This window comes from Methylobacterium sp. PvP105 (genome assembly GCF_017876975.1).
GTDB classification, from domain to species: Bacteria; Pseudomonadota; Alphaproteobacteria; order Rhizobiales; family Beijerinckiaceae; genus Methylobacterium; species Methylobacterium radiotolerans.
Map to the genome: position 1 here is coordinate 3,356,092 of NZ_JAGIPA010000001.1, position 17,085 is coordinate 3,373,176.

The 17,085-nt window shown below is 69.6% G+C and carries 26 protein-coding genes; all 26 read right to left on the reverse strand.

What is annotated here, in order from left to right:
- Position 1: 1 nt before the first annotated feature.
- The 26 genes from J3A75_RS16245 to J3A75_RS16360 all read right to left on the reverse strand — a co-directional run bounded on the left by J3A75_RS16245 (position 2) and on the right by J3A75_RS16360 (position 17,003).
- Entirely contained in the window at positions 2-592 is a 591-nt protein-coding gene (locus J3A75_RS16245) for a hypothetical protein (protein ID WP_209650448.1), read from the reverse strand.
- Positions 592-948, reverse strand: a complete 357-nt coding sequence (locus tag J3A75_RS16250; RefSeq protein ID WP_209650449.1) for a hypothetical protein — start codon at positions 946-948, stop codon at positions 592-594. Before J3A75_RS16250 ends, J3A75_RS16245 begins: the two co-directional genes overlap by 1 nt.
- Positions 945-1,196, reverse strand: a complete 252-nt coding sequence (locus J3A75_RS16255; protein WP_209650450.1) for a hypothetical protein — start codon at positions 1,194-1,196, stop codon at positions 945-947. The genes J3A75_RS16250 and J3A75_RS16255 overlap by 4 nt, the downstream gene beginning before the upstream one ends.
- Before the next feature lie 80 nt (positions 1,197-1,276).
- Positions 1,277-2,317 (reverse strand): major capsid protein, encoded by a 1,041-nt coding sequence (locus J3A75_RS16260; protein ID WP_209650451.1) that lies wholly within the window; start codon positions 2,315-2,317, stop codon positions 1,277-1,279.
- 69 nt (positions 2,318-2,386) lie between these two features.
- Complete coding sequence (locus J3A75_RS16265; RefSeq protein ID WP_209650452.1) at positions 2,387-2,779, reverse strand: head decoration protein; 393 nt, start codon at positions 2,777-2,779, stop codon at positions 2,387-2,389.
- Between the two features lie 36 nt (positions 2,780-2,815).
- On the reverse strand, positions 2,816-4,030 hold the full coding sequence (locus J3A75_RS16270) for an HK97 family phage prohead protease (protein WP_312892924.1): 1,215 nt from the start codon (positions 4,028-4,030) through the stop codon (positions 2,816-2,818).
- Entirely contained in the window at positions 3,939-5,615 is a 1,677-nt protein-coding gene (locus tag J3A75_RS36565; RefSeq protein ID WP_245364424.1) for a phage portal protein, read from the reverse strand. The genes J3A75_RS16270 and J3A75_RS36565 overlap by 92 nt, the downstream gene beginning before the upstream one ends.
- Entirely contained in the window at positions 5,615-5,845 is a 231-nt protein-coding gene (locus J3A75_RS16275) for a phage head-tail joining protein (protein WP_209650454.1), read from the reverse strand. Before J3A75_RS16275 ends, J3A75_RS36565 begins: the two co-directional genes overlap by 1 nt.
- Positions 5,836-7,896: a phage terminase large subunit family protein gene (locus J3A75_RS16280; protein WP_209650455.1), complete on the reverse strand. Its 2,061-nt coding sequence runs from the start codon at positions 7,894-7,896 to the stop codon at positions 5,836-5,838. Before J3A75_RS16280 ends, J3A75_RS16275 begins: the two co-directional genes overlap by 10 nt.
- Positions 7,856-8,434: a terminase small subunit gene (locus tag J3A75_RS16285; RefSeq protein WP_209650456.1), complete on the reverse strand. Its 579-nt coding sequence runs from the start codon at positions 8,432-8,434 to the stop codon at positions 7,856-7,858. The genes J3A75_RS16280 and J3A75_RS16285 overlap by 41 nt, the downstream gene beginning before the upstream one ends.
- 201 nt (positions 8,435-8,635) lie before the next feature.
- On the reverse strand, positions 8,636-9,364 hold the full coding sequence (locus tag J3A75_RS16290) for a hypothetical protein (RefSeq protein WP_209650372.1): 729 nt from the start codon (positions 9,362-9,364) through the stop codon (positions 8,636-8,638).
- 77 nt (positions 9,365-9,441) lie between these two features.
- Positions 9,442-9,660 (reverse strand): hypothetical protein, encoded by a 219-nt coding sequence (locus tag J3A75_RS16295; protein ID WP_209650371.1) that lies wholly within the window; start codon positions 9,658-9,660, stop codon positions 9,442-9,444.
- Positions 9,661-9,662: 2 nt separating this feature from the next.
- Positions 9,663-10,004 carry a hypothetical protein gene (locus tag J3A75_RS16300; RefSeq protein WP_209650370.1) on the reverse strand — a complete coding sequence of 114 codons (342 nt, stop codon included), beginning with the start codon at positions 10,002-10,004 and terminating at the stop codon, positions 9,663-9,665.
- Between the two features lie 77 nt (positions 10,005-10,081).
- On the reverse strand, positions 10,082-10,948 hold the full coding sequence (locus tag J3A75_RS16305) for a recombinase family protein (RefSeq protein ID WP_209650369.1): 867 nt from the start codon (positions 10,946-10,948) through the stop codon (positions 10,082-10,084).
- 109 nt (positions 10,949-11,057) lie between these two features.
- Positions 11,058-11,810 carry a DNA-methyltransferase gene (locus tag J3A75_RS16310; protein WP_245364423.1) on the reverse strand — a complete coding sequence of 251 codons (753 nt, stop codon included), beginning with the start codon at positions 11,808-11,810 and terminating at the stop codon, positions 11,058-11,060.
- A gap of 353 nt (positions 11,811-12,163) precedes the next feature.
- A complete protein-coding gene (locus J3A75_RS37045; RefSeq protein ID WP_281068216.1) occupies positions 12,164-12,289 on the reverse strand; it encodes a hypothetical protein in 126 nt (41 codons plus the stop codon).
- Complete coding sequence (locus J3A75_RS16315) at positions 12,273-12,677, reverse strand: hypothetical protein (RefSeq protein WP_245364422.1); 405 nt, start codon at positions 12,675-12,677, stop codon at positions 12,273-12,275. Before J3A75_RS16315 ends, J3A75_RS37045 begins: the two co-directional genes overlap by 17 nt.
- Complete coding sequence (locus J3A75_RS16320) at positions 12,677-12,886, reverse strand: hypothetical protein (protein WP_209650458.1); 210 nt, start codon at positions 12,884-12,886, stop codon at positions 12,677-12,679. Before J3A75_RS16320 ends, J3A75_RS16315 begins: the two co-directional genes overlap by 1 nt.
- Positions 12,883-13,074, reverse strand: coding sequence for a hypothetical protein (locus J3A75_RS16325; protein WP_209650459.1), 192 nt, complete (start codon positions 13,072-13,074; stop codon positions 12,883-12,885). The genes J3A75_RS16320 and J3A75_RS16325 overlap by 4 nt, the downstream gene beginning before the upstream one ends.
- 153 nt (positions 13,075-13,227) lie before the next feature.
- Positions 13,228-13,608, reverse strand: a complete 381-nt coding sequence (locus J3A75_RS16330) for a hypothetical protein (RefSeq protein ID WP_209650460.1) — start codon at positions 13,606-13,608, stop codon at positions 13,228-13,230.
- A gap of 1 nt (position 13,609) precedes the next feature.
- Entirely contained in the window at positions 13,610-13,768 is a 159-nt protein-coding gene (locus J3A75_RS16335; RefSeq protein WP_209650461.1) for a hypothetical protein, read from the reverse strand.
- 64 nt (positions 13,769-13,832) lie between these two features.
- Positions 13,833-14,111 (reverse strand): hypothetical protein, encoded by a 279-nt coding sequence (locus J3A75_RS16340; protein ID WP_132367723.1) that lies wholly within the window; start codon positions 14,109-14,111, stop codon positions 13,833-13,835.
- Positions 14,112-14,409: 298 nt separating this feature from the next.
- Positions 14,410-15,393, reverse strand: coding sequence for a hypothetical protein (locus J3A75_RS16345; protein WP_209650462.1), 984 nt, complete (start codon positions 15,391-15,393; stop codon positions 14,410-14,412).
- An 83-nt stretch (positions 15,394-15,476) separates the two neighbouring features.
- Complete coding sequence (locus tag J3A75_RS16350) at positions 15,477-15,797, reverse strand: hypothetical protein (RefSeq protein ID WP_209650463.1); 321 nt, start codon at positions 15,795-15,797, stop codon at positions 15,477-15,479.
- A gap of 240 nt (positions 15,798-16,037) precedes the next feature.
- On the reverse strand, positions 16,038-16,229 hold the full coding sequence (locus J3A75_RS37375; protein ID WP_209650464.1) for a Lar family restriction alleviation protein: 192 nt from the start codon (positions 16,227-16,229) through the stop codon (positions 16,038-16,040).
- Between the two features lie 351 nt (positions 16,230-16,580).
- The gene (locus tag J3A75_RS16360) at positions 16,581-17,003 is read right to left on the reverse strand and encodes a hypothetical protein (protein ID WP_209650465.1); all 423 of its coding nucleotides are present in this window, start codon (positions 17,001-17,003) and stop codon (positions 16,581-16,583) included.
- Positions 17,004-17,085: the final 82 nt, after the last annotated feature.

Below are 17,085 nucleotides of genomic sequence, written 5' to 3' on the forward strand. Positions count from 1 at the left end.
CTCAGGTAGTGGGAAGGTCGATCGTGAGCCCGATCGGGGGCGTGCCCGGGCCGGCGCCGGCCGGGCGGGCGGTGATGACGACGTGTTCGAGGACGTCCGGGATCACCGGGTCGTAATTCGTGCGCGCCAGGAAGGTGATCTCCAGCCGCCCCTCCGCGAAGTACGTCTCGCCGTCCTGCGGGAAGACGCGGCCGCGGCGGACCTTGCTCACCGCCTCGAACAGCGGGAAGCGCTCCGGATCGTCCTCGGCCTTGCCCGGGTCGACCCCGCGCACGAACGTCGGGTCGGTCAGGAGATGCGAGCGGATCCGGTCGACGATGTCGTCGAGGTCGGCGTCGAGCTGCTCGGGCGGCTGATGCCCGATCACCACCGAGATGCCGATCGTCACCTCGCTGATGAAGCGCGGCGGCCCAGTGTTGGCCTCGTCCTCCGGCGTCTCGAGCTCGTCGACGAGGATGACCAGGAGCGCGGGGAGGTTCGTGTGCTGGATCTGCGGTCGCGGCTGCCGGCGGATTGCCTTGACCGCCAGCCAGTCCTGACCCTGGAGGCGCTCGATGATCGCCTCCCGGATCTGCGTCGACGGTGACGGCATCACAGCTCCGGCGGCAAGCCGCGCTTCAGGGTGAGGGTGGCGCCGCCCTGGCCGTCCGGATCGATGTCGTCGATCCAGAGCGTGCCCTCGTCCGGGTAAAAGCCGGCGGCGGGGATGCGCACGAGGGCGAACTGCTCAGGCTCGTACTTCCAGTCCGGGAGGCGGATCCCGAGCGTGAGCACCGTGGTGTTCAGACTCTGGTCGCCCTCGAGCTGGATGTTGGTGTTCTTCACCGTCCAGACGCCGGTGGCGTCGAACGGCTGGCGGACCGGCGACGAGGCCAGCGGCGTCACCGTAACCGGGCGCCCGAACGCGGTGATGCCGGGCCCGAGTGCCAGGGCGGCGAAGTCGATCACGCGGCGGCCGGCTTCGCGGCGGTCTTCTCAGCCGCGGGGGCGGCCTTGTCCTCGAACGCGGTCGCCCGCTCGGCGGCGATCAGCGCGTCGGCCTCATCGGCATCGAGCTCGACCACCGAACCGGGCGGGACCTCGTCGATGGCGTACTTCCCGCCGATGCGGTTCGAGAAGGCGTCGAACTCGAAGGGCGTATGCCCCTTCGCCGGGATGTGCAGCGTCACGGAGGTGACGATCTTCTTGGTGGCCATGGGTCGAGGCCCTCGCGATCTCAGGGTTGCAGGCGAGGCGGCGCCGTCAGGGGCGCCGCCGGATCAGGGGCGCGGAGGCGTCAGGCGACGGTCGCGGAGAAGGTCGCGTCGACCCAGCCGAGCAGCGGCAGGGGCGCCGACTGCATCATCGAGAACCACGCGGAGGGGTTCTTCTCCTTCCACACGCTCGGGAAGCGGGCGAGCGGGGCGAGGCCGGCATCGGCGTCCATGATCGCGCCGTAGGTACGGATGCCCTGGCAGCCGACCGTGTTGCCCATGATCACCGTGTTGTCCGGCATGAACTGCTGCACGTTGCCCGCGGCATCCGTGTAGAGCTGCTGGTACTGGAAGCAGTCGAACTCGCCGATCGAGCCGAGGTACTTCACCTCCTCGCCGAGGCCGCCGCCCGTCACCTTGCCGGCGAGGTCGACGTTGCCGGAGGTCTGCCGGTAGGTGTTCATCACCCGGGTGACGCCCGGGCTGTTGAGGAAGTAATCGGCCGCCAGCGGGTCGAACACGACCACGCCCGGGTGGAAGCCCGAGTTGCGCTGCACCGTCTTCGCCCAGGTGCGCATGTTCTGGTACGGGTCGACGCCCGTCTGGTTCCAGCGCAGCGCGCCAGTGAGCGCGACGGTGTGGGCGGCGTTGCGGTTGAGGTCGACCAGCACCGGCGGGTGATCCTCACCCTGACAGGTCATGGCGCCGTTGAGCAGCAGCTGCGCGGCCATCCACTCCTCGGTCCGGGTGATCTCGTCGTCCTCGATCAGCATGTTGTCGTAGAGCGCGAGCTCGAACCGCTGGGTCGGGGTCATATTGCCGAGCAGCTGTTCGCCGACGCGGCGCTTCAGCATCTTCTGCGGCTCGATCATGTGGAGCGGCTTCACGTAGGGCGGACGGAAGCCCATCGTGGTGTAGCCGCGCGAGCGCTGCGGTTTGCCCTCGACGGTCGGCACCACGAAGGGGGCCAAGCGCCGGGCGCGCTGCACCTTGTCGAAGTAGACCTCCTCGGTATCGAACACCTGTTCCATCGTGAAGAACAGGTTCAGGAGGACGGGCTTGGCCTTGTCGAGGACGCCGAAGGCGCCGAGCAGCTGGGCGGTGGAATTGTAGTCGATCGCCATGATCGCGGGCTCCAAAAGAAAAGGGCCCGCGACGGGGCCCTGCGATCTACCGGGATGGGTGGAAGCGGATCAGCCGAGGACGCCCACGGTGCGGACGTAGAGGTCGGCCTTGTTCTGCCGGAGGGACGCCTGCAGCGTCTGGATCGTCCAGGACGCGTCGATCGTCATGATCTCGCCGGCGAACTCACCCTCGAAGTAGGCGGGGCCGACGGCGTCGGCGACCGACGCGTCGAGGTCGGCGGCCAGGACCGCGGCCGGGACCTGGCTACCGTCGTTCACGGTGGCGACGCAGGGGACGTACTTATCGGTCGCGGTGACGCGGCCGAGCAGGGTGCCGCGCTTCAGCGGCGCGCCGGCGGCGTTGGAGCCGCTGGCGACGGTGACCGGGCGGTGGCGGACCGGGAAGGCGCCCGCGAAGAGCGCCGTCGGGTCGTAGGAGGCGTAAACGTTGCTGGTGCCCATCGCGGGGGATCCTTCGCTGTGCGCTGTGGGCGCCGATTACTTCTTGCCGAGCAGGGCGCGTGCCTCGGCGGCACCCTTCTCGAAGTCGCGGGCGGCGGGCACCGCGCCGCGGTATTCCTCGCCCACGCCGGCCGCCGAGGCGGCCGCGAAGGTGGTATTGCCGCGCTTCTTCTGGCGATCGGCCAGGCGCTCGAGCACGAGATCCTTGAAGGCGCGCACCGAGGTCTCGCCGTTGGCGTGTCGCTCGCCGAGGTTCGGGAAGCCGAACTGCTTGGCGATCTCGCGGATCTTGGCGCCGCGGACGCGATCGGCGCGCACCGCGACCTCGGCCGCCTTGCGGACCTCGGCGGCGGTCAGGGCCTTGCGCTTGCCGGGCTTCGGCGCGGCGCGCTCGCATTCTCCGTCGTCCTCGTCGTCTTCGCCGTCACGATCCTCATCGTCCTCGGCATCGTCGTCGTCGCAGTCGCGCTCGTCGTCCGAGCAGGCATCGCCATCCTCGCCGTCGTCGCAATCGCGCTCCTCGTCCTGGTCCTCGTCGCGCTCGGCATCGCCGTCCGCATCCTCGTCGGTGTCGCACTCGTCCTCGCGCGCGGCCCGGGCCGCCGCCTTCCGGGCGGCGGCGCTGCGGGCCGCGGCGAGGCGCTTCTTCTCGGCCTCGAGTTCGGCCGGGGTCTTGGCGCGCTGGGACTTGGGCTTGCTGGGCTTACCGGCCATGGACTTGTCTCCTCGGGTCTTCGGGGATGGCCCGGAGGCCGGGTTGCGGGTGACGACCAGGCAGGCGCGGAGCTTCGGGCTCTCGCCTTCGGCCTGGTCGGAACGGATCTGAGAGGCGGCGTCGGCCGGGATCGGGACCGCGGAGATCTCCAGCGGCTCCCAGTCCACGACGTCCCAGCGGGCGACCGTGCCGTCGTCGGCCTCGGTCTTCTCGACCTTGTGGACCCAGTAGCCGACGCTGACGTTGCGGATGACGCCTTCGCGGATCTTCTGGACCGTGTCGGCGACGCCCGGCGCCTTCGAGAGCTGGATGCGGGCGAGCCCGCGGCCATCCTCGATCTTGGCCGAGCCGGGCACGACCGCGCCGATGACGTTGTCGCAGCCGTAGGAGCAGTGGCTGTCGAGGAAGGGCGCGCCGAGGTTGAGGCGCTCCAGCCTGATCGCCTTAGGGTCGACCGACAGGACCTCGTCGTACTCGGTCCCGTCCCACCAGTCGTAGCGACGGACGCTCGCGCCCGTGGTCCAGACGATCTCGATCGTGTTGCTGTCCGCGTCGAAGCTCTCCGCGCGCACGGCCGCCAGGCGGTCGAATTGCGGAAGCTGCACGACCCCTTCGGCCGCGGGTGGCGCCCCGGTTCGGGCGGGAGAGCTCGGGCTCTTCGCCCGCGGCCTCGTCCTGTTCGGGTTGCTGGACCCCCTTGGCATTGGTGCGCCGCGGGTCCGAGTCGAGGATGATGCCAAGGTCGTCGACCTTCACGTTGAAGGCGCGGATGCCGTCGAGGACGTCGTCGGGGTTGCGCCCCTTCTCGGCCACGACGTCCTGCCAGGTGCGGAAACCGTTGCGGACCTCGATGGCCGCGGTCTGGGCGTCGGCCAGCGGGTCGACCCAGGCGAACTCGGGCGGCGACCACTCGACCGGCACGTACGGAAGGTCGATTACGCCCGCGAGGTAGGCGGCCTCGCACCACCATTCCCAGATCGGCTGGAGCGCCATCTGGATCAGGATCTGCCACTGGATCGTGCCGACGAGGCGCCGGAACTCGACCAGGCCGCCCCGCATCGAGGAGAAGTTCACCTCGGACAGGTCGCCCGAGATCAACTCAGCGGGCATTCGCCAGCCGGCCGCGATCTCCTGGAGGCGCTTCGTTTTGTACTCGCCATAGCCGCCGACGGCGGTCGGCGCGTTGAACTTCACGTCCTTCGCGCCGTGCAGCCGCGGGATCATGCCCGGTTCGAAGCGCTCAACCTCGCGTCCGTCGGAGTCCTGGACCCGCAGGCCGAGGTTGTCCTCGTCGTCGTCATCGGCGCCGAGCACGAAGCCGACGACGCACGCCTCGGTTTTCTTCCGAACGCTCTCGGCGAGTTCGTAGTCCGAGAGCAGGTTCGTCGGCTCCATCGCCGGCGTGCCCCACGGGACACCGCGCGTCTGGGTCCGCTGCAGCTCGTAGACGTGCAGAACCTCCTCGGCCGGCACGGGCGCGGAGATCATCGGCTCGCCGCCGTAGAAGTACGGCAGGTTGCCCGGGTGGTAGGGGTAGAGCCAGTAGGCGCGCCGCTTCTGGCTCGCCATGTCGATCTCGACGCCCTGGATCGTCAGGCCGCCCTCGCGCAGCACGCCGTTGCGCATCGGGTCGAGAAAATCGGCCTCGAGGAGCTGAAGCTCCAGCGGCACGTCTCCCTTGCCGCGCTTCTTCACGTACCGGCGGCGGATCAGGGAGTCGCCGCCCTCGACCATCTCCCGGAACAGCAGCGCCTGCAGGCCGTAGAAATCGAGCTGCCCGGCGTGATCGCAGCGAAACGACCAGCGCTGGAAGGCCTCCCAGATCTTGCGATCCCGCGAGGGCGAGCCGGTGACCGGCCGGGGCACGATGCCCTCGCCGACGACGTTCGACACGAGGCTCGCGGTGGCCTTCGCGGCATAGGGGTTGTTGCGCACGAGCCAGCGCGACTTGTCGCGCAGGGTCCGGGCCTCGTTGTAGAGCTCTGCGTCGGCCGAGCGGACGGCGCCGAGCCAGGTATCGCCGTTGCGGCTGCGCTGCGCGGCCTCGTAGGAGCGCCGCCGCGCGCAGGGAGCGCCTGCGCGGTCCGGTTTCGGGCCCGCGACCTTGACCTCGCCGGCCATCAGCAGCGCCACCCGCGACGGGTGTAGCCGCGATCGAAGCTCGCTAGGCCGACGTTCGACACGCGCTGCCCGTTCGCCCGCGCGAGCTGGCGACGCAGATAGCCCAGGATCTTCAGCATCTCCTCGAACGAGCGATAGCTCGCCGACTTGCCCTCGTAGCTGACGGTGAGGACGCCCTGCGCGAGCGCGTCCTCGATCGCCGTGATCCGGGCCGCGTAGTCTACAGCCATGTCGACGGCCTTTTCCCGGGCGGCTTGGGCGCCGACGATTTCTTGGGTTCGGCGCGCTGCACCACCACGGGGCGGGGCGCCGGTCGTTCGGCCGGCGGCGCCACGACGACGGCCTGACCCGGCTCGGCCGCCGGCTCGTCGTCCAGCGGCTCCTCAGGCTCTTCGCGTTCGGGCATCTTGCCCAGCGCCACGTAGCGGCGGGACAGGCTCTGAAGCCCGCACATCGCCACGTAGGCGTAGACGAAGCACACGCCGGCCTCGCGCGGGACCTTCGGCTTGTCCCACTCGGTGAAGCCCTGCCGTCGCACCACGAGCTTCTCGCGGGTCAGCTGCTCGAAGTACTCGGCGTCGATCGGCCGGGAGCCGCGCGCCGGCACCAGCGGGAAGTGGACGTAGCGCGGGCCGGGATCGACCAGCGGCAGCGAGCCGTAGGCGAAGTCGCGGGCGGCGTTGCCGCCGATCATGTACCAGGACGAGCCGAGCTTCGTGGACGCGAGCCGCGGCCACACCTTGGTGCGAGCGCCCCGCGCCTCTGACTTGCCCTTGATCGCCCAGACCTTGCGCTTCCGGCGCTCGGTGCAGAAGGCGTAGGTCTCAGCCGTGTGGTGGCCGCCGGAGTCGATGGCGGCCGCTCTCACGCGCAGCTCGGTGCCGTCGGCCTTGCGGAAGGTCCGCTTCAGCAGGGCGTCGAGGGACTGCCAGACGCCGGGCTCGGCCGGATCGCCCATCAGGACGAAATGGCCGATCAGGGCACTCTCCAGGCCGGGGCCCCAGCCCCAGATGCCGCCCTCGATGCGGGCGTTGGCGCCGGACTGGACGTCGCCCCCCAGCGTTAGGGTGGTGACGAAGTCCGGGACCTCGGCGCCGTATTCCTCGCAGCGCTCCAGGAACGCCGTCGGCTTGATCTCCTGGCCGTAGGTCTGCCGGTACGGCCGGCCGAGGCGCAGGTTCACGAACGGCTGGACGAGGTTCGCGGGATCGTCCTGGGCTTCCAGCCATTCCTGCACGATCACCGGCCAGGCGGCGTTCACGTTGAGCGACATGCCGGTCCAGAGATGGAAGCCGGCGTGCCCGGGCGTCTTCGGCGTCGCGGTCGCCCGCCATTCGCCGTGGGCGTCCATCCAGGCCTTGCTGCCCTCATCGATGATGCAGCCGCAGGTGCCTTGGTACCAGACGGACTTGAGCGAGCGGTCCTCGTTCAGATCCCACTTCAGACCGTGCGGCGTGTCCTTTCCGCCCCAGTCCAGATACTGCCAGCCGTCGAGCTCGCCGGCGGCCTCCGAGCATTGCGGGCAGGGCACGAAGTAGCGCCGCTGGTCCGAGACCAGCCAGAGCTTCCAGACCCGGCTCGTCTCCTCGAGGAGCGGGGTCGAGCCTCGGACCTGCTTTCGGTTGTAGAAGGTCTCACCGCGGGTCCAGAACAGCTTGAGCTTGTCGCCCTGCGTCTTGGCACCGGGCGTCCAGCCGTCGCCGTCGATCTCGTCGGCGAATAGGAACCGGGCCGAGTAGCGTCGGAACGCGTCGTCCGAAGCCGCGCCGACGACGCGCACGAGGGCGCCGTTCGACAGCTGGTAGAAGGTCGCCGAGTCCTGCTTCTCGCCCTTGCGGACGGGCCGTAGCATCTTCGCGAGCACCGGGGTCTCGCGCAGCATCGGCGCGATCTCGGTGGCGCCGAACTCCTCCGCGTCGTCCTCGACCGGCTGCGCGACCGCGCAGAGCGTCGGGTCCTGATGCAGGTGGTAGCCGATCGCCAGGGTGGCGAGTCGGGTGTAGCCGACGCGGGCCGCCTTCAGGACAGTGACCAGCGGCAGCGTCGGATCGCACATCGCGTCCATGAGGCCGCGCTGGTACCCGTAGAGGGTGACCGGCCCGCTCTCGGAGCCCGTGCTCTTCGGGATCCGGCCGTGCTCCTCCGCCCACTCCGAGCCGGACATATGCGGCTTGAAGACGAGGGCCTCGTCGAAAAGCTGGTCCAGCTCGGTGCGCGTCGCGTCGCGACCGGCCGGGTACTCACCCCGCCGGTGGGTTCCTATCCGCTCCGCCAGCGTCATCGTCGGGTTCGCGTCCTGCAAACCACCGCCGGGCGATTTCCTCGCGGGCGGCCGTGAAGGCTCGGTTCATCTCGGCCTTGGCCATCGCCTCGATCTCGGAGGCGTTGGTCATCGTGGCCGCCCGTCCGGCGACCTTGGAGGCCATGTTCGAGAGGCCGGTCCGGAGGACCTGGCAGAAGGTCGCCATGTCGGCGACCGCGTCATGGCGGGACACCACCGCCTTCAGCGCCTCGTCGGCGCTGATCTCGGCGACGATCGCATTGGCCACCGCGCGGCGGCAATCCGCGTCCTCGCGCCGAGCCTTGCTGCTGTCCCTCGTGCCGTCGTCGCTGGCGCTCATCGCCACGTTCTCGACGGCGCGCTGAACCTTCCAGTCGATCACGGCGGCTGTGTCGAACTGCCACTCCACGCCGTTGCTGCCGCGCTCGACGTAGGGGCAGCCCTTCTCGATCCAGCTCGTCACCGTGTTGACGCTGACGCCGAAGATCCCGGCGAGGTCGGCGCGGTTTACGAGCCGGCCGTCGATGGCGCCGGACATCAACAACAACCCCTGTTTTCAAAATTTCTCAGAGGGTGAACCGATGGGGTCCGAATTCCCCTCACCGGCACCCCCCTCCCGGAAGGACCCTGGATTTGGCCGGGGAGGGGGGTGAGGCACCCCTCGGCCCTCCGGCCCGCCCCTCGGGCGCCCGGATGGCCCTCCCGTGGCCTTCGCGGGCCGCTGGCGGCCGCCGTCCGGTCAGCTCTTCCGGCGCACGTCGTTGACGACGAAGCGCTCCCAGGCCGCCCGGAAGTGCTTCCGGTACGCGGCCGGCACCACGGCGCCCGCCTTCTCGTAGTAGGGGAAGCGCTTGGAGTAGCTGACGCCCTTCACGAACAGGAAGATGGGCACCGCCCACTTCTCCTTCTGAAGGTAGATCCCGTCCGGTGCCTTACCGTGGTTGCGGAAGACGATGTACTCGACGTTCCGCCCGACGTTGCGGCGCTTCGAGCGCGCCGTGGTGTTCTGGTACCGGTCCGACTGTGCCCCGAGCGCCGAGAGCATGCGGGTGATGAAGGCGCCCGACACGTTGCCGTTGCCGTCCCGCGGACAGCGCGTGCTGGGCACCGCGAACTCGCCCGCAAGCATCAGACCCTTGCGGATCAGCAGGACCTCGAACCGCTTGTGGCGGCGCGTGCCGCCGGCGACCTGAGGCCCGAGGAACTTCCAGGCCGGGATCGACCCGCTGCCTTCCTTGAAGCCGAGCTCTGCCTGGAGGCGTTGCTTCGTGGCCGGCCGGACCATCAGGCTGTTGAGCGTGAACCTCGACGGCTGGTCGAACACGGACCGCATGGTCTCGCGCTCGGCCTCCCGTGCGTCCTTCATCGCGTTGGTCAGTGCGACCGCGGCGACGAACGGCACCTGCCGGGCAGCTCGGCCAACGGCCTCGGCCTTGAGGCCGAACTCGCTGGCGTCGAGCTTCAGCATGGGATCAGCGCCCGACCGTGATCGTCTTCAGCTCGCCCGAGACCGGATCGAGGATCGTCAGCGTCTGCGCGGCCATGTCATGCCTGTTCGGACGGATGATCGCGCAGCTCGAGCAGACGATCGAACTCGCGGTGGGCCCGATCCGCGACGCTCCGAGCCTCGTCACGGGCCTGACGCCGGGCGACGAGTTCCCGCTCCGCCGCCATTTCGGCATCGAACGCGACATTGAGATCGGCGCGCGCCACGCGGAGAGCGTACGAGGCTGCCAGGATCTCTTGGTCCGTTGCCTTCGGCATGATCAGCAGCCCTGCATCGGTTGCGGAAACTCCCGGCGCTGCTGCGCGGGGCGCGTGGTCGGCCGGTCGACCGTCAGGTCGGTGCAGTCATCGAGGATGAGCACCCCGACGTCGCGCCAGCCCTGCGCGCGGATCAGCTTCTCCAAGCCGTCCTGCCATCGCTTGGCCTTGTCGGCGTCGAGCTTGGAGCGGGTGCGCACCGTGACGATGTCGCCCTCTTGGAGGTCGAGGCGGGCGAGCTGTGGGGCGAAGTCATCCTCGGGCAGCAAGAGGCGAAAGAGGCCAAGCTCTGCGCGGGCGGCCTGCAGCATCTCGTCCCGGGCGGGACCGACGACGGTCGCCACGCGGAGTTCCGCGAGGCGCTCGCGGCAGCCCTGGCGGCCGCAGGCACCGGCGCGGCTGGCGGGGCAGTTCGGACAGGTCATGGCGACTTCACGATGGCTTCATGGTCGCCGTCGGCGAGCACGTGGGTTTCCTGCCCGTTCCAGCGGAACAGGTACTCGATGGCGCCGCGGTACTTCATGTTGTCGGTCACGTAGGCGACCGTCGAGATGGACCAGCGGCCGCCCTTCGGCGCCGGGATGCCGTCGGCGTTCAGCGCTTCGGCGATCGCCTTCAGCGTCGTCTTGCGCTTCCGGGCCTCGAAGATGCGGCGGACGACCTTCGCTTGGGCCGGGACGATCCGGAGGCCGCCCTCCAGGTCGCGTTCATAGCCGTAGGGCGCCTGGCCGCCGGCGAAGCCGCCCTTCCGAGCCTTGGTGGTGCGCCCGCCCGCGGTGCGGTCGCGGATCAGGTAGCGCTCCTGCTCCGCCATGCCGGCGAAGAAGGTGAAGAACATCCGCCCGATCGAGTTGGACGTGTCGATCACGGCCTCGGTCACGGACCGGAAGGCCACGCCGTGCAACTCGGCCAGATCGGAGACCGTCATCAGCGCGTGCCGCACATCGCGCGACAGGCGGTCGATCTTGGCGACCAGCAGGATCTCGAAGCTGCGCGCCTCGGCCATCTGCAGGATCGTCGCGAACCCCGGGCGATCCGCGGGGCGAACCGCGCCGGAGACGCCCGGATCGGAGACGATCCCGACGACCTCGTAGCTCTGGCTCTCGGCGAACGCGCGGACCGCGCGCTCTTGCGCCTCGAGCCCGTGGCCCGTGACCTGCTCGTCCGTGCTGACCCGGGTGTAGATCACCGCGCGGGTCGAGGCCGTGGCCTTCGCCTCTGCCTGGACTTTATTCCGTGCCCGCAGACGGGCCACGCGGCGCGAGCCCGAAACCGCCTGCAAGCTCATGTTTTTACTACGCTTTTCGCCCTCAACGACCCGAAATTTCCAAGGTCTTTTAAGACCTTGGAAATCGCCCGTTTCGGCCTGCGGATGACAGGATCAAAACCCGGTTAAATCAGGCCGCGGCGCCGCGCTCGGCGAACGCCTCGAGCCGCCGGCAGGCGGTGTCGAAGTGGCGCGGGTCGGCCTCGACCCCGAGGTACGGAAGCCCGAGCTCGGCACAGGCCTCGCCGATCGGCGACGAGCCCATGAACGGGTCCAGCACCGGGCCGTCGATAATCGCGAGCAGCTCGCGCATCAGCGACACGGGCTTGGCCGCCATGTGCAGCTTCGCCCGCGGGACCGAGGCCCGATAGGCACCGGGCGCGATCCGACCGACCGAAGCGCGGTGGCCGTTCGTGCCCCACACCAGGAACTCAGCCTGATTGCGGTAGCGCCCGAGCTGAGGCCGGACCGCCTCGGTCTTGTCCCAGGGCACGATGCCCCGCCAGACGAGGCCGGCGGTCTGCAACGCGTCCGTGGTCACCGGCAGTTGTCGCCAGTCGGTGAACGCGCCGAGGATCGCGCCGGGGCGCATGCCGAGCCGGGCCCGGTGCATCCACAGACCGGACCACGCCAGGAACGACCGCTGATCGCGGTTGTCGCCGACGAACTCGGCCTGGAGGTGCCGGTACTCGCTCGACTGGTACTTCTGGCTCGGCGCGCGGATGCGGTCGCCGGCGTGGAGGCCGCCGCTCGAATAGGGCGGATCGGTCAGCACGCCGCCGATCGAGCCCGGCACGAGGGCCGCGAGCACGTCGAACAGGCTGTCCGCGCGGATCAGCGTCGCCGATCCGATCTGGACGGTCTCCGGGAAGGAGAAGCGCAAGACCCCGCACCGATCGCTCGATGCGGGGTCTGCGAGCGCGCCGGGAGCTGGCGCGGCACGGTGCGGCGGCGCTGTGGCCGCCTCGGAATGGTGTTCGGGCATAACCTGATGCAGTGTGCCCCGGCCGCTCGAGCGGTGGCGGGGTGGTCGCCGATCCGTTTCCGGAGCGGCTGTCTGCGGTCATGCGTGTCCCTAGCACGCGGTTCGAGGTGTAGCAGCACCTCGGCTCCCGCCTCTTTTCAGAGCGAGATCAGTCTAGGCCGAACCGGTCGGCTCGGCCAGCGCCCGGGCGAAGCCCAGCGCGAAGCGACGGTACCAGGCGCGGAACATCATCGGTCCCGCAGGATCCGGCCTCACTCGTCGAGCAGGGCCATCGGCAGCTGATAGCTCGCCTCGACGACGATCGTCGCCGAGGCCGCGTAGATCGCGACGAGCGACCAGAGGTCGAGGTGTGGGCGGGGCTCAGAGCGCATCGTCACCCACCAGGTCCTCGACGATCGCTTCGCGGTCCTCGTCGGAGTCGGCGAGGCGGTGCACGTGGATCTCCGTCGCGCCGTCGGCCCTGGCGAACTCGACGGCCTCGGCCATCGTCCCGCGCCAGCCGACGCCGACGATGCGGGCAGGCCCGTCAGAGCCGCGGCGGACACCGATAAGGACGGCGCCAGGGGCGCTGACCGCGCCGGCCTGGGCCAGCGTGTAGACGGCCACGACGTAGCGGTTGCCCGATTGGCCGCGCCACGCGGAGAGGTCGAGCGTCGAGCAGCGCTTCGTCTTCAGACGCTCCTCGCGGATCTCACGGCGTACCATGCGATCCCCTCGGGCCCTGCTGAAGGCGGCGCCCCATGCGACGCGGCGGTTGGACGACATCAGCGTTTCTGGCGGCTGCAGCCGACCTTCACGTAGCGACCCGCGCGCGCATCGCCGAAGGCCTCGGCGGCCATGACCTGGCCGAGCAGCTTGCACGCCTCCACCGAGGCGGAGGGCTGCTCGAGGACGTCGAGCGCGTTAGCGCGGTCGCAATCCGAACCGGCGATCGCCGCCGAGCAGAGCATGGCGAAGGCGACGACGGTGTTCATGCCGCGTGTCCCATGCAGATGGCTGCGATCAGGACGCAGGCCGCGAGCGCGAAGTGCAGGGCACCGATCAGGAGCACGTCCCGGATGGCGCGCTCGGCGCTGCGGCCGCCGTGATGGGCGTCGATCCCGGCGATCGCGATCAGAAGCACGAAGGCGCACGCGATGAACGGCAGCGGCGCGGCGTCCATGTCAGGGAGCCCCGCCGGCGGACAGAGCCCGGCCGGAGTGAACGGGTCGGCCGACGCAGAGCTTCGGCGCGGGATCGCGCCAGGAGCGGACTGGCGGCGGCGCGGCGCGGCGGAGACGGATGAGGAGCGCGAGGCTCCGGAGCACGCGGGGCATCACTGCCGCCACGCGTGAAGGACGCCGCGGGCGTGCTCGCGCTGCTCCTCGACGAAGTGGTCGCGGAACACGGGCAGGCTGAGGCGGCGCACGACGGCGATCTCGTCGAGGACGGTCGGCGCGGCCACAACCCGAGTGGCATCGGCGACCGCGTCGCCCCGCACCGAGCGGATCAGGTCGCGGAAAATGCCGATCACCGAGGGCGAGTGGACGATCACGACCGCGCCGTCCTTCGGCAGGTCCATGATCATCCGGCGCGTGCGACCGGCGCGGCGCTTCTCGCCGGCGCTCGGCTTGCCGGCGCCGAGCCGCTCGGCGGCCGAGTAGCCTTTCGCATCGGCGGCGACGCCGACGCGCAGGGTGGTGTCCTCGAACGTCACGTCAGGCCACCACGATCACGAGGTAACTCACCCGGGAGTAGTCCCGGGCGGCGTGGGCGCGCAGGCGCTCCGCGCGGCGGCGCAGGCTCGGCGTGCAGGCCGAGCAGGCGAGCACGGCGTCGCACAGCGCGACCGTGGCCATGCGCTCTCGAAGCGTCATCGGGGCTCTCAACGAAAAAACCCCGCGCGAGGGCGGGGCGTGGGTCGGTGGGCCGGGCCGCGCGTCAGGCGCGAGCGGCGCGGGCAGCCTTGGTGCGCTCGCGGTGGCGAAGGACCGCCGCCGGGACTGGCGGCCGAGGCCTGCGCTCCGGGCCAGCCGTGCCGCCGGCCTCGTGGCCGGGCCAGCTGCCGGTCAGGTCCCGGTAGAAGCGCCGCGCGTGGTCGCGGATCTCGTCGCGATCGGCGACGTAGTCCTCCGGCGTGTGCCGGTGGCCCGGCGCGCGCAGGCGGTCCGCCAGGAGGCAGAGGCCGTGGAGGCGCTCGACGATGTCGCGTTCGGTCACGGCCGCGGATCCGTCATCGGGGCGACCCTATCAAGGAATGGTCTGCTTTGTCAGCGAATTAGGGAGGTGCGGGCCGGGGCTACAGCTTCAACCACCGTCCTCGGGACGGCTGCGGGTCTTTCGGGCGTCCTGGCTGGCCGGCTTACTGAGATGCCTTTTTCACGCGCTGTCGCACGCCGCACCGTTCGCTCGGGCGGGGCCCGTAACGACGAAGGCCCCGGCGGGGGTCCGCCGAGGCCTTCTAAATTTCTGCAGGATCCGAACTACGCCAAGCCGTTCTTGGCGTCAAGCTTCCAGTTCATGCGGACCGCTCGCTCGGAGGCGTCCAGTCGCGCGGGTCGATCCTGCGGACCTCCGAGGCGCGCTTCGGCGCGGCCCGGCGACCGGCCGGTCGGCGCTCCGCCAGGGCGCTCCGGACACCCGGCCGGAGCCGATCCTCGAGGCGCTCGCGACGCGCAGCCCGCGTGTTCGGCAGCGGCGCGATCTCCTCAACCACATCACCCAACCAAGGCGCGATCGGCGCCCGCGGCGGCAGGACCTCGATGCTGGTGAGGAACTGAAGCGACGGGACGAGGTAGACGAGCGCCGCGCGCCAGTAGGCGTAGCGCAGCTGCTCTTCGAGCACCTCCACGCCCTCCCGCGTCCAGGCGAGCTTGCAGTATGTGCCCGTCGGATACTGGCCGGCACGCAGGGGGGCCGTGCGCTCCTCGTGCGTCACGTGCCACGGCTCGCCATCAGGGCCGAAGCCGGCGACCTTGCTGACCTTGTGCCAGAGGGTGATCTTGCCGTTCTCCGACTTCGAGGGCTCGCACTCGGGCCGCCCCCCTACGTCGGGGCGCGTGCCGCGGATCGCGCTGGTCACGAGCCACGCCGGCGTGGCGTGCATCGCGGTCGAGATCAGCACATCGAGGCTCGCCCGGCCGCGCAACTCGACCTGCATCGGATAGGGCGACAGGTCGAGCGGGCACACGGCCGATCCGGCGGCGGCGCGCTGCAGCGTCTCGCTGAGGACCTGGAGGTGCGCCTCGATCGTGATCGCGTCGGGATGAGGGTCGCCCATCGCCGGCGGCATGCCGGGCTCACGGGACCAGTTGTCGATCGGGCCCCCGAACGCGCCCGCGCGCCACATGGCGTGCATCGCCGGCGGCATCGGACCGCGGATCGGGGCGTCGGCGCGGCGCTTCGGCAGTTCGTCGCGGATCGCCCACCGCAGCGCCTCCTCGATCGTCATCCTGCGGCGCTTGGGTGCGCTCTGGGTGGTGCTCTGCGTCGTTGCCGGCACGGTTGGTCCCCAATGCTGTGCCGTTTCGAAACAAAGCGGCAACGGCGCCTGGGTCGGGCGCGCTTGGAACCACTGTCAAGTGGTTATTCTGCGGCCTGAGCGTGATCCGCATTCAGGCCAGCGACGATCCTGTCGAGGGCCCAGTTGACCCTTCGCATCGCCGTGGAGCGCGACTTCCCGCGCCGCACACACAGGTCACGGAAGCTTGCGCCTTCGGCCTGAGACCATAGAAACAGCATCAGAAGATCGTGCGCTTCTTCGTGCCCCGGATCTACGCGCGGCAGAAACAGCGCCGGCCAGTCGAGCGCGCTGCGCACGGTAGACAGTGCCCCCTGGTAGGCCGGACGCCGACCTTCCCGCCATGCGCCGATCATCCAGAGCGCGACCCGACGGCGGTTCCACACCGGACTGTCTGCTGAGCGAGGAGTTGCCGGACTCGTCCTGGTGGGCAGCATCGAACGTGGAAACGCGGCCGAAACTGCCGCCCGTTGTTTCTAGCATGTGCGCGCTCACGAAACCGTGGCCGGCCTGCAATCGCGCTGCGGCTTTTCAGTCTCCGCCCGAAGCTCCGGCGTGATCGCCGCAGCGAATAGTCCGCTCGCAAGGCCGTAACGGCCCTCGCGGTCAAGGTCCGGCGCTACTCGCTAGCGGATCGCTCGGTTCCATGCCGCGACGGCTGCGGCATCGTCTTCACCCCTCGGGCCGATCGCCTCACAGGTTAGATTGAGGCAGTTCACAGTGAGGTAGCAGCCGGGCGCGCCGTAACGCTCGCTCACCTCTAACTTGGTGCTCCCGCAGAATGGGCACGGGCGCTTCTCCTTGATCATTCGGTCCATGGCCGCTGCCCTTCCGCCGATTATGCGAATTTATGCATGATCCGTGCATACTCGCAGTCGCGGTCCTCCTCAGTATCGAACGCCCATTCGACCTTCGTGCCGTGAAACAGAATTGATGGTTTACCCTCGTTGTCAGGGTACCAGCGCATCCGCGATTTACTGATCGCTTCAACGAGCCCCATGTTGACCGGCATGTTCTCCCGAACGGTCCCGCCCAAGTATGTGATGCTTGGTATAAGCGGTACGTGAAATCGGATCTGTTGCGTCGTCATCTTGGTCCTTGCCCTCTCCGCCAATCTCAGCGCGAGGCATCGCCCCTCGGCGGCGCCCGCCCGCTGCCTACTATCTTGGCTATCTTCGCAAGGAATGCGCGTCTCGGAACATCGCGTCCCACTCCGCCCGGAAGTCAGTGTCGGGGGACAGGCGCCGCGCTTCGATCTCGTCGACGATCTGCTGAAGGCGCGACATCGCCGCGGCGTGGCTCTCGGCTTTGAACTGGTACCCGTGGTTCGGCGGACTGAGCGCCTGGACTTGCCCGCCCTCGACCAGGGACTGGGCGCTCGTGGCCGGGTGGGCCGGATCAAGGGCGACGAGGAGCAACTCGTGCGTGGCGCCGTCGAGGTGGATGACTGCCGGCTGATCGGTCGGCGTCGTCAGGTCGTAAAGCGCGAGCGCGTACTGGCTCCAGACGGGATGCGCCCAGGGCGCGGTGATGAGCCAGGTGGCGCCGAAGGGCTTACCTTCGGTCGTCGTGAGGTGAGGTTTGTTCTGCACGGTATTTCCTCCGGTTGCGCTGGTAGATCTTCGCCCGCGACAGTCGCATCTGCCGCGGCATGTCCCGGGTCCACCGCACCAT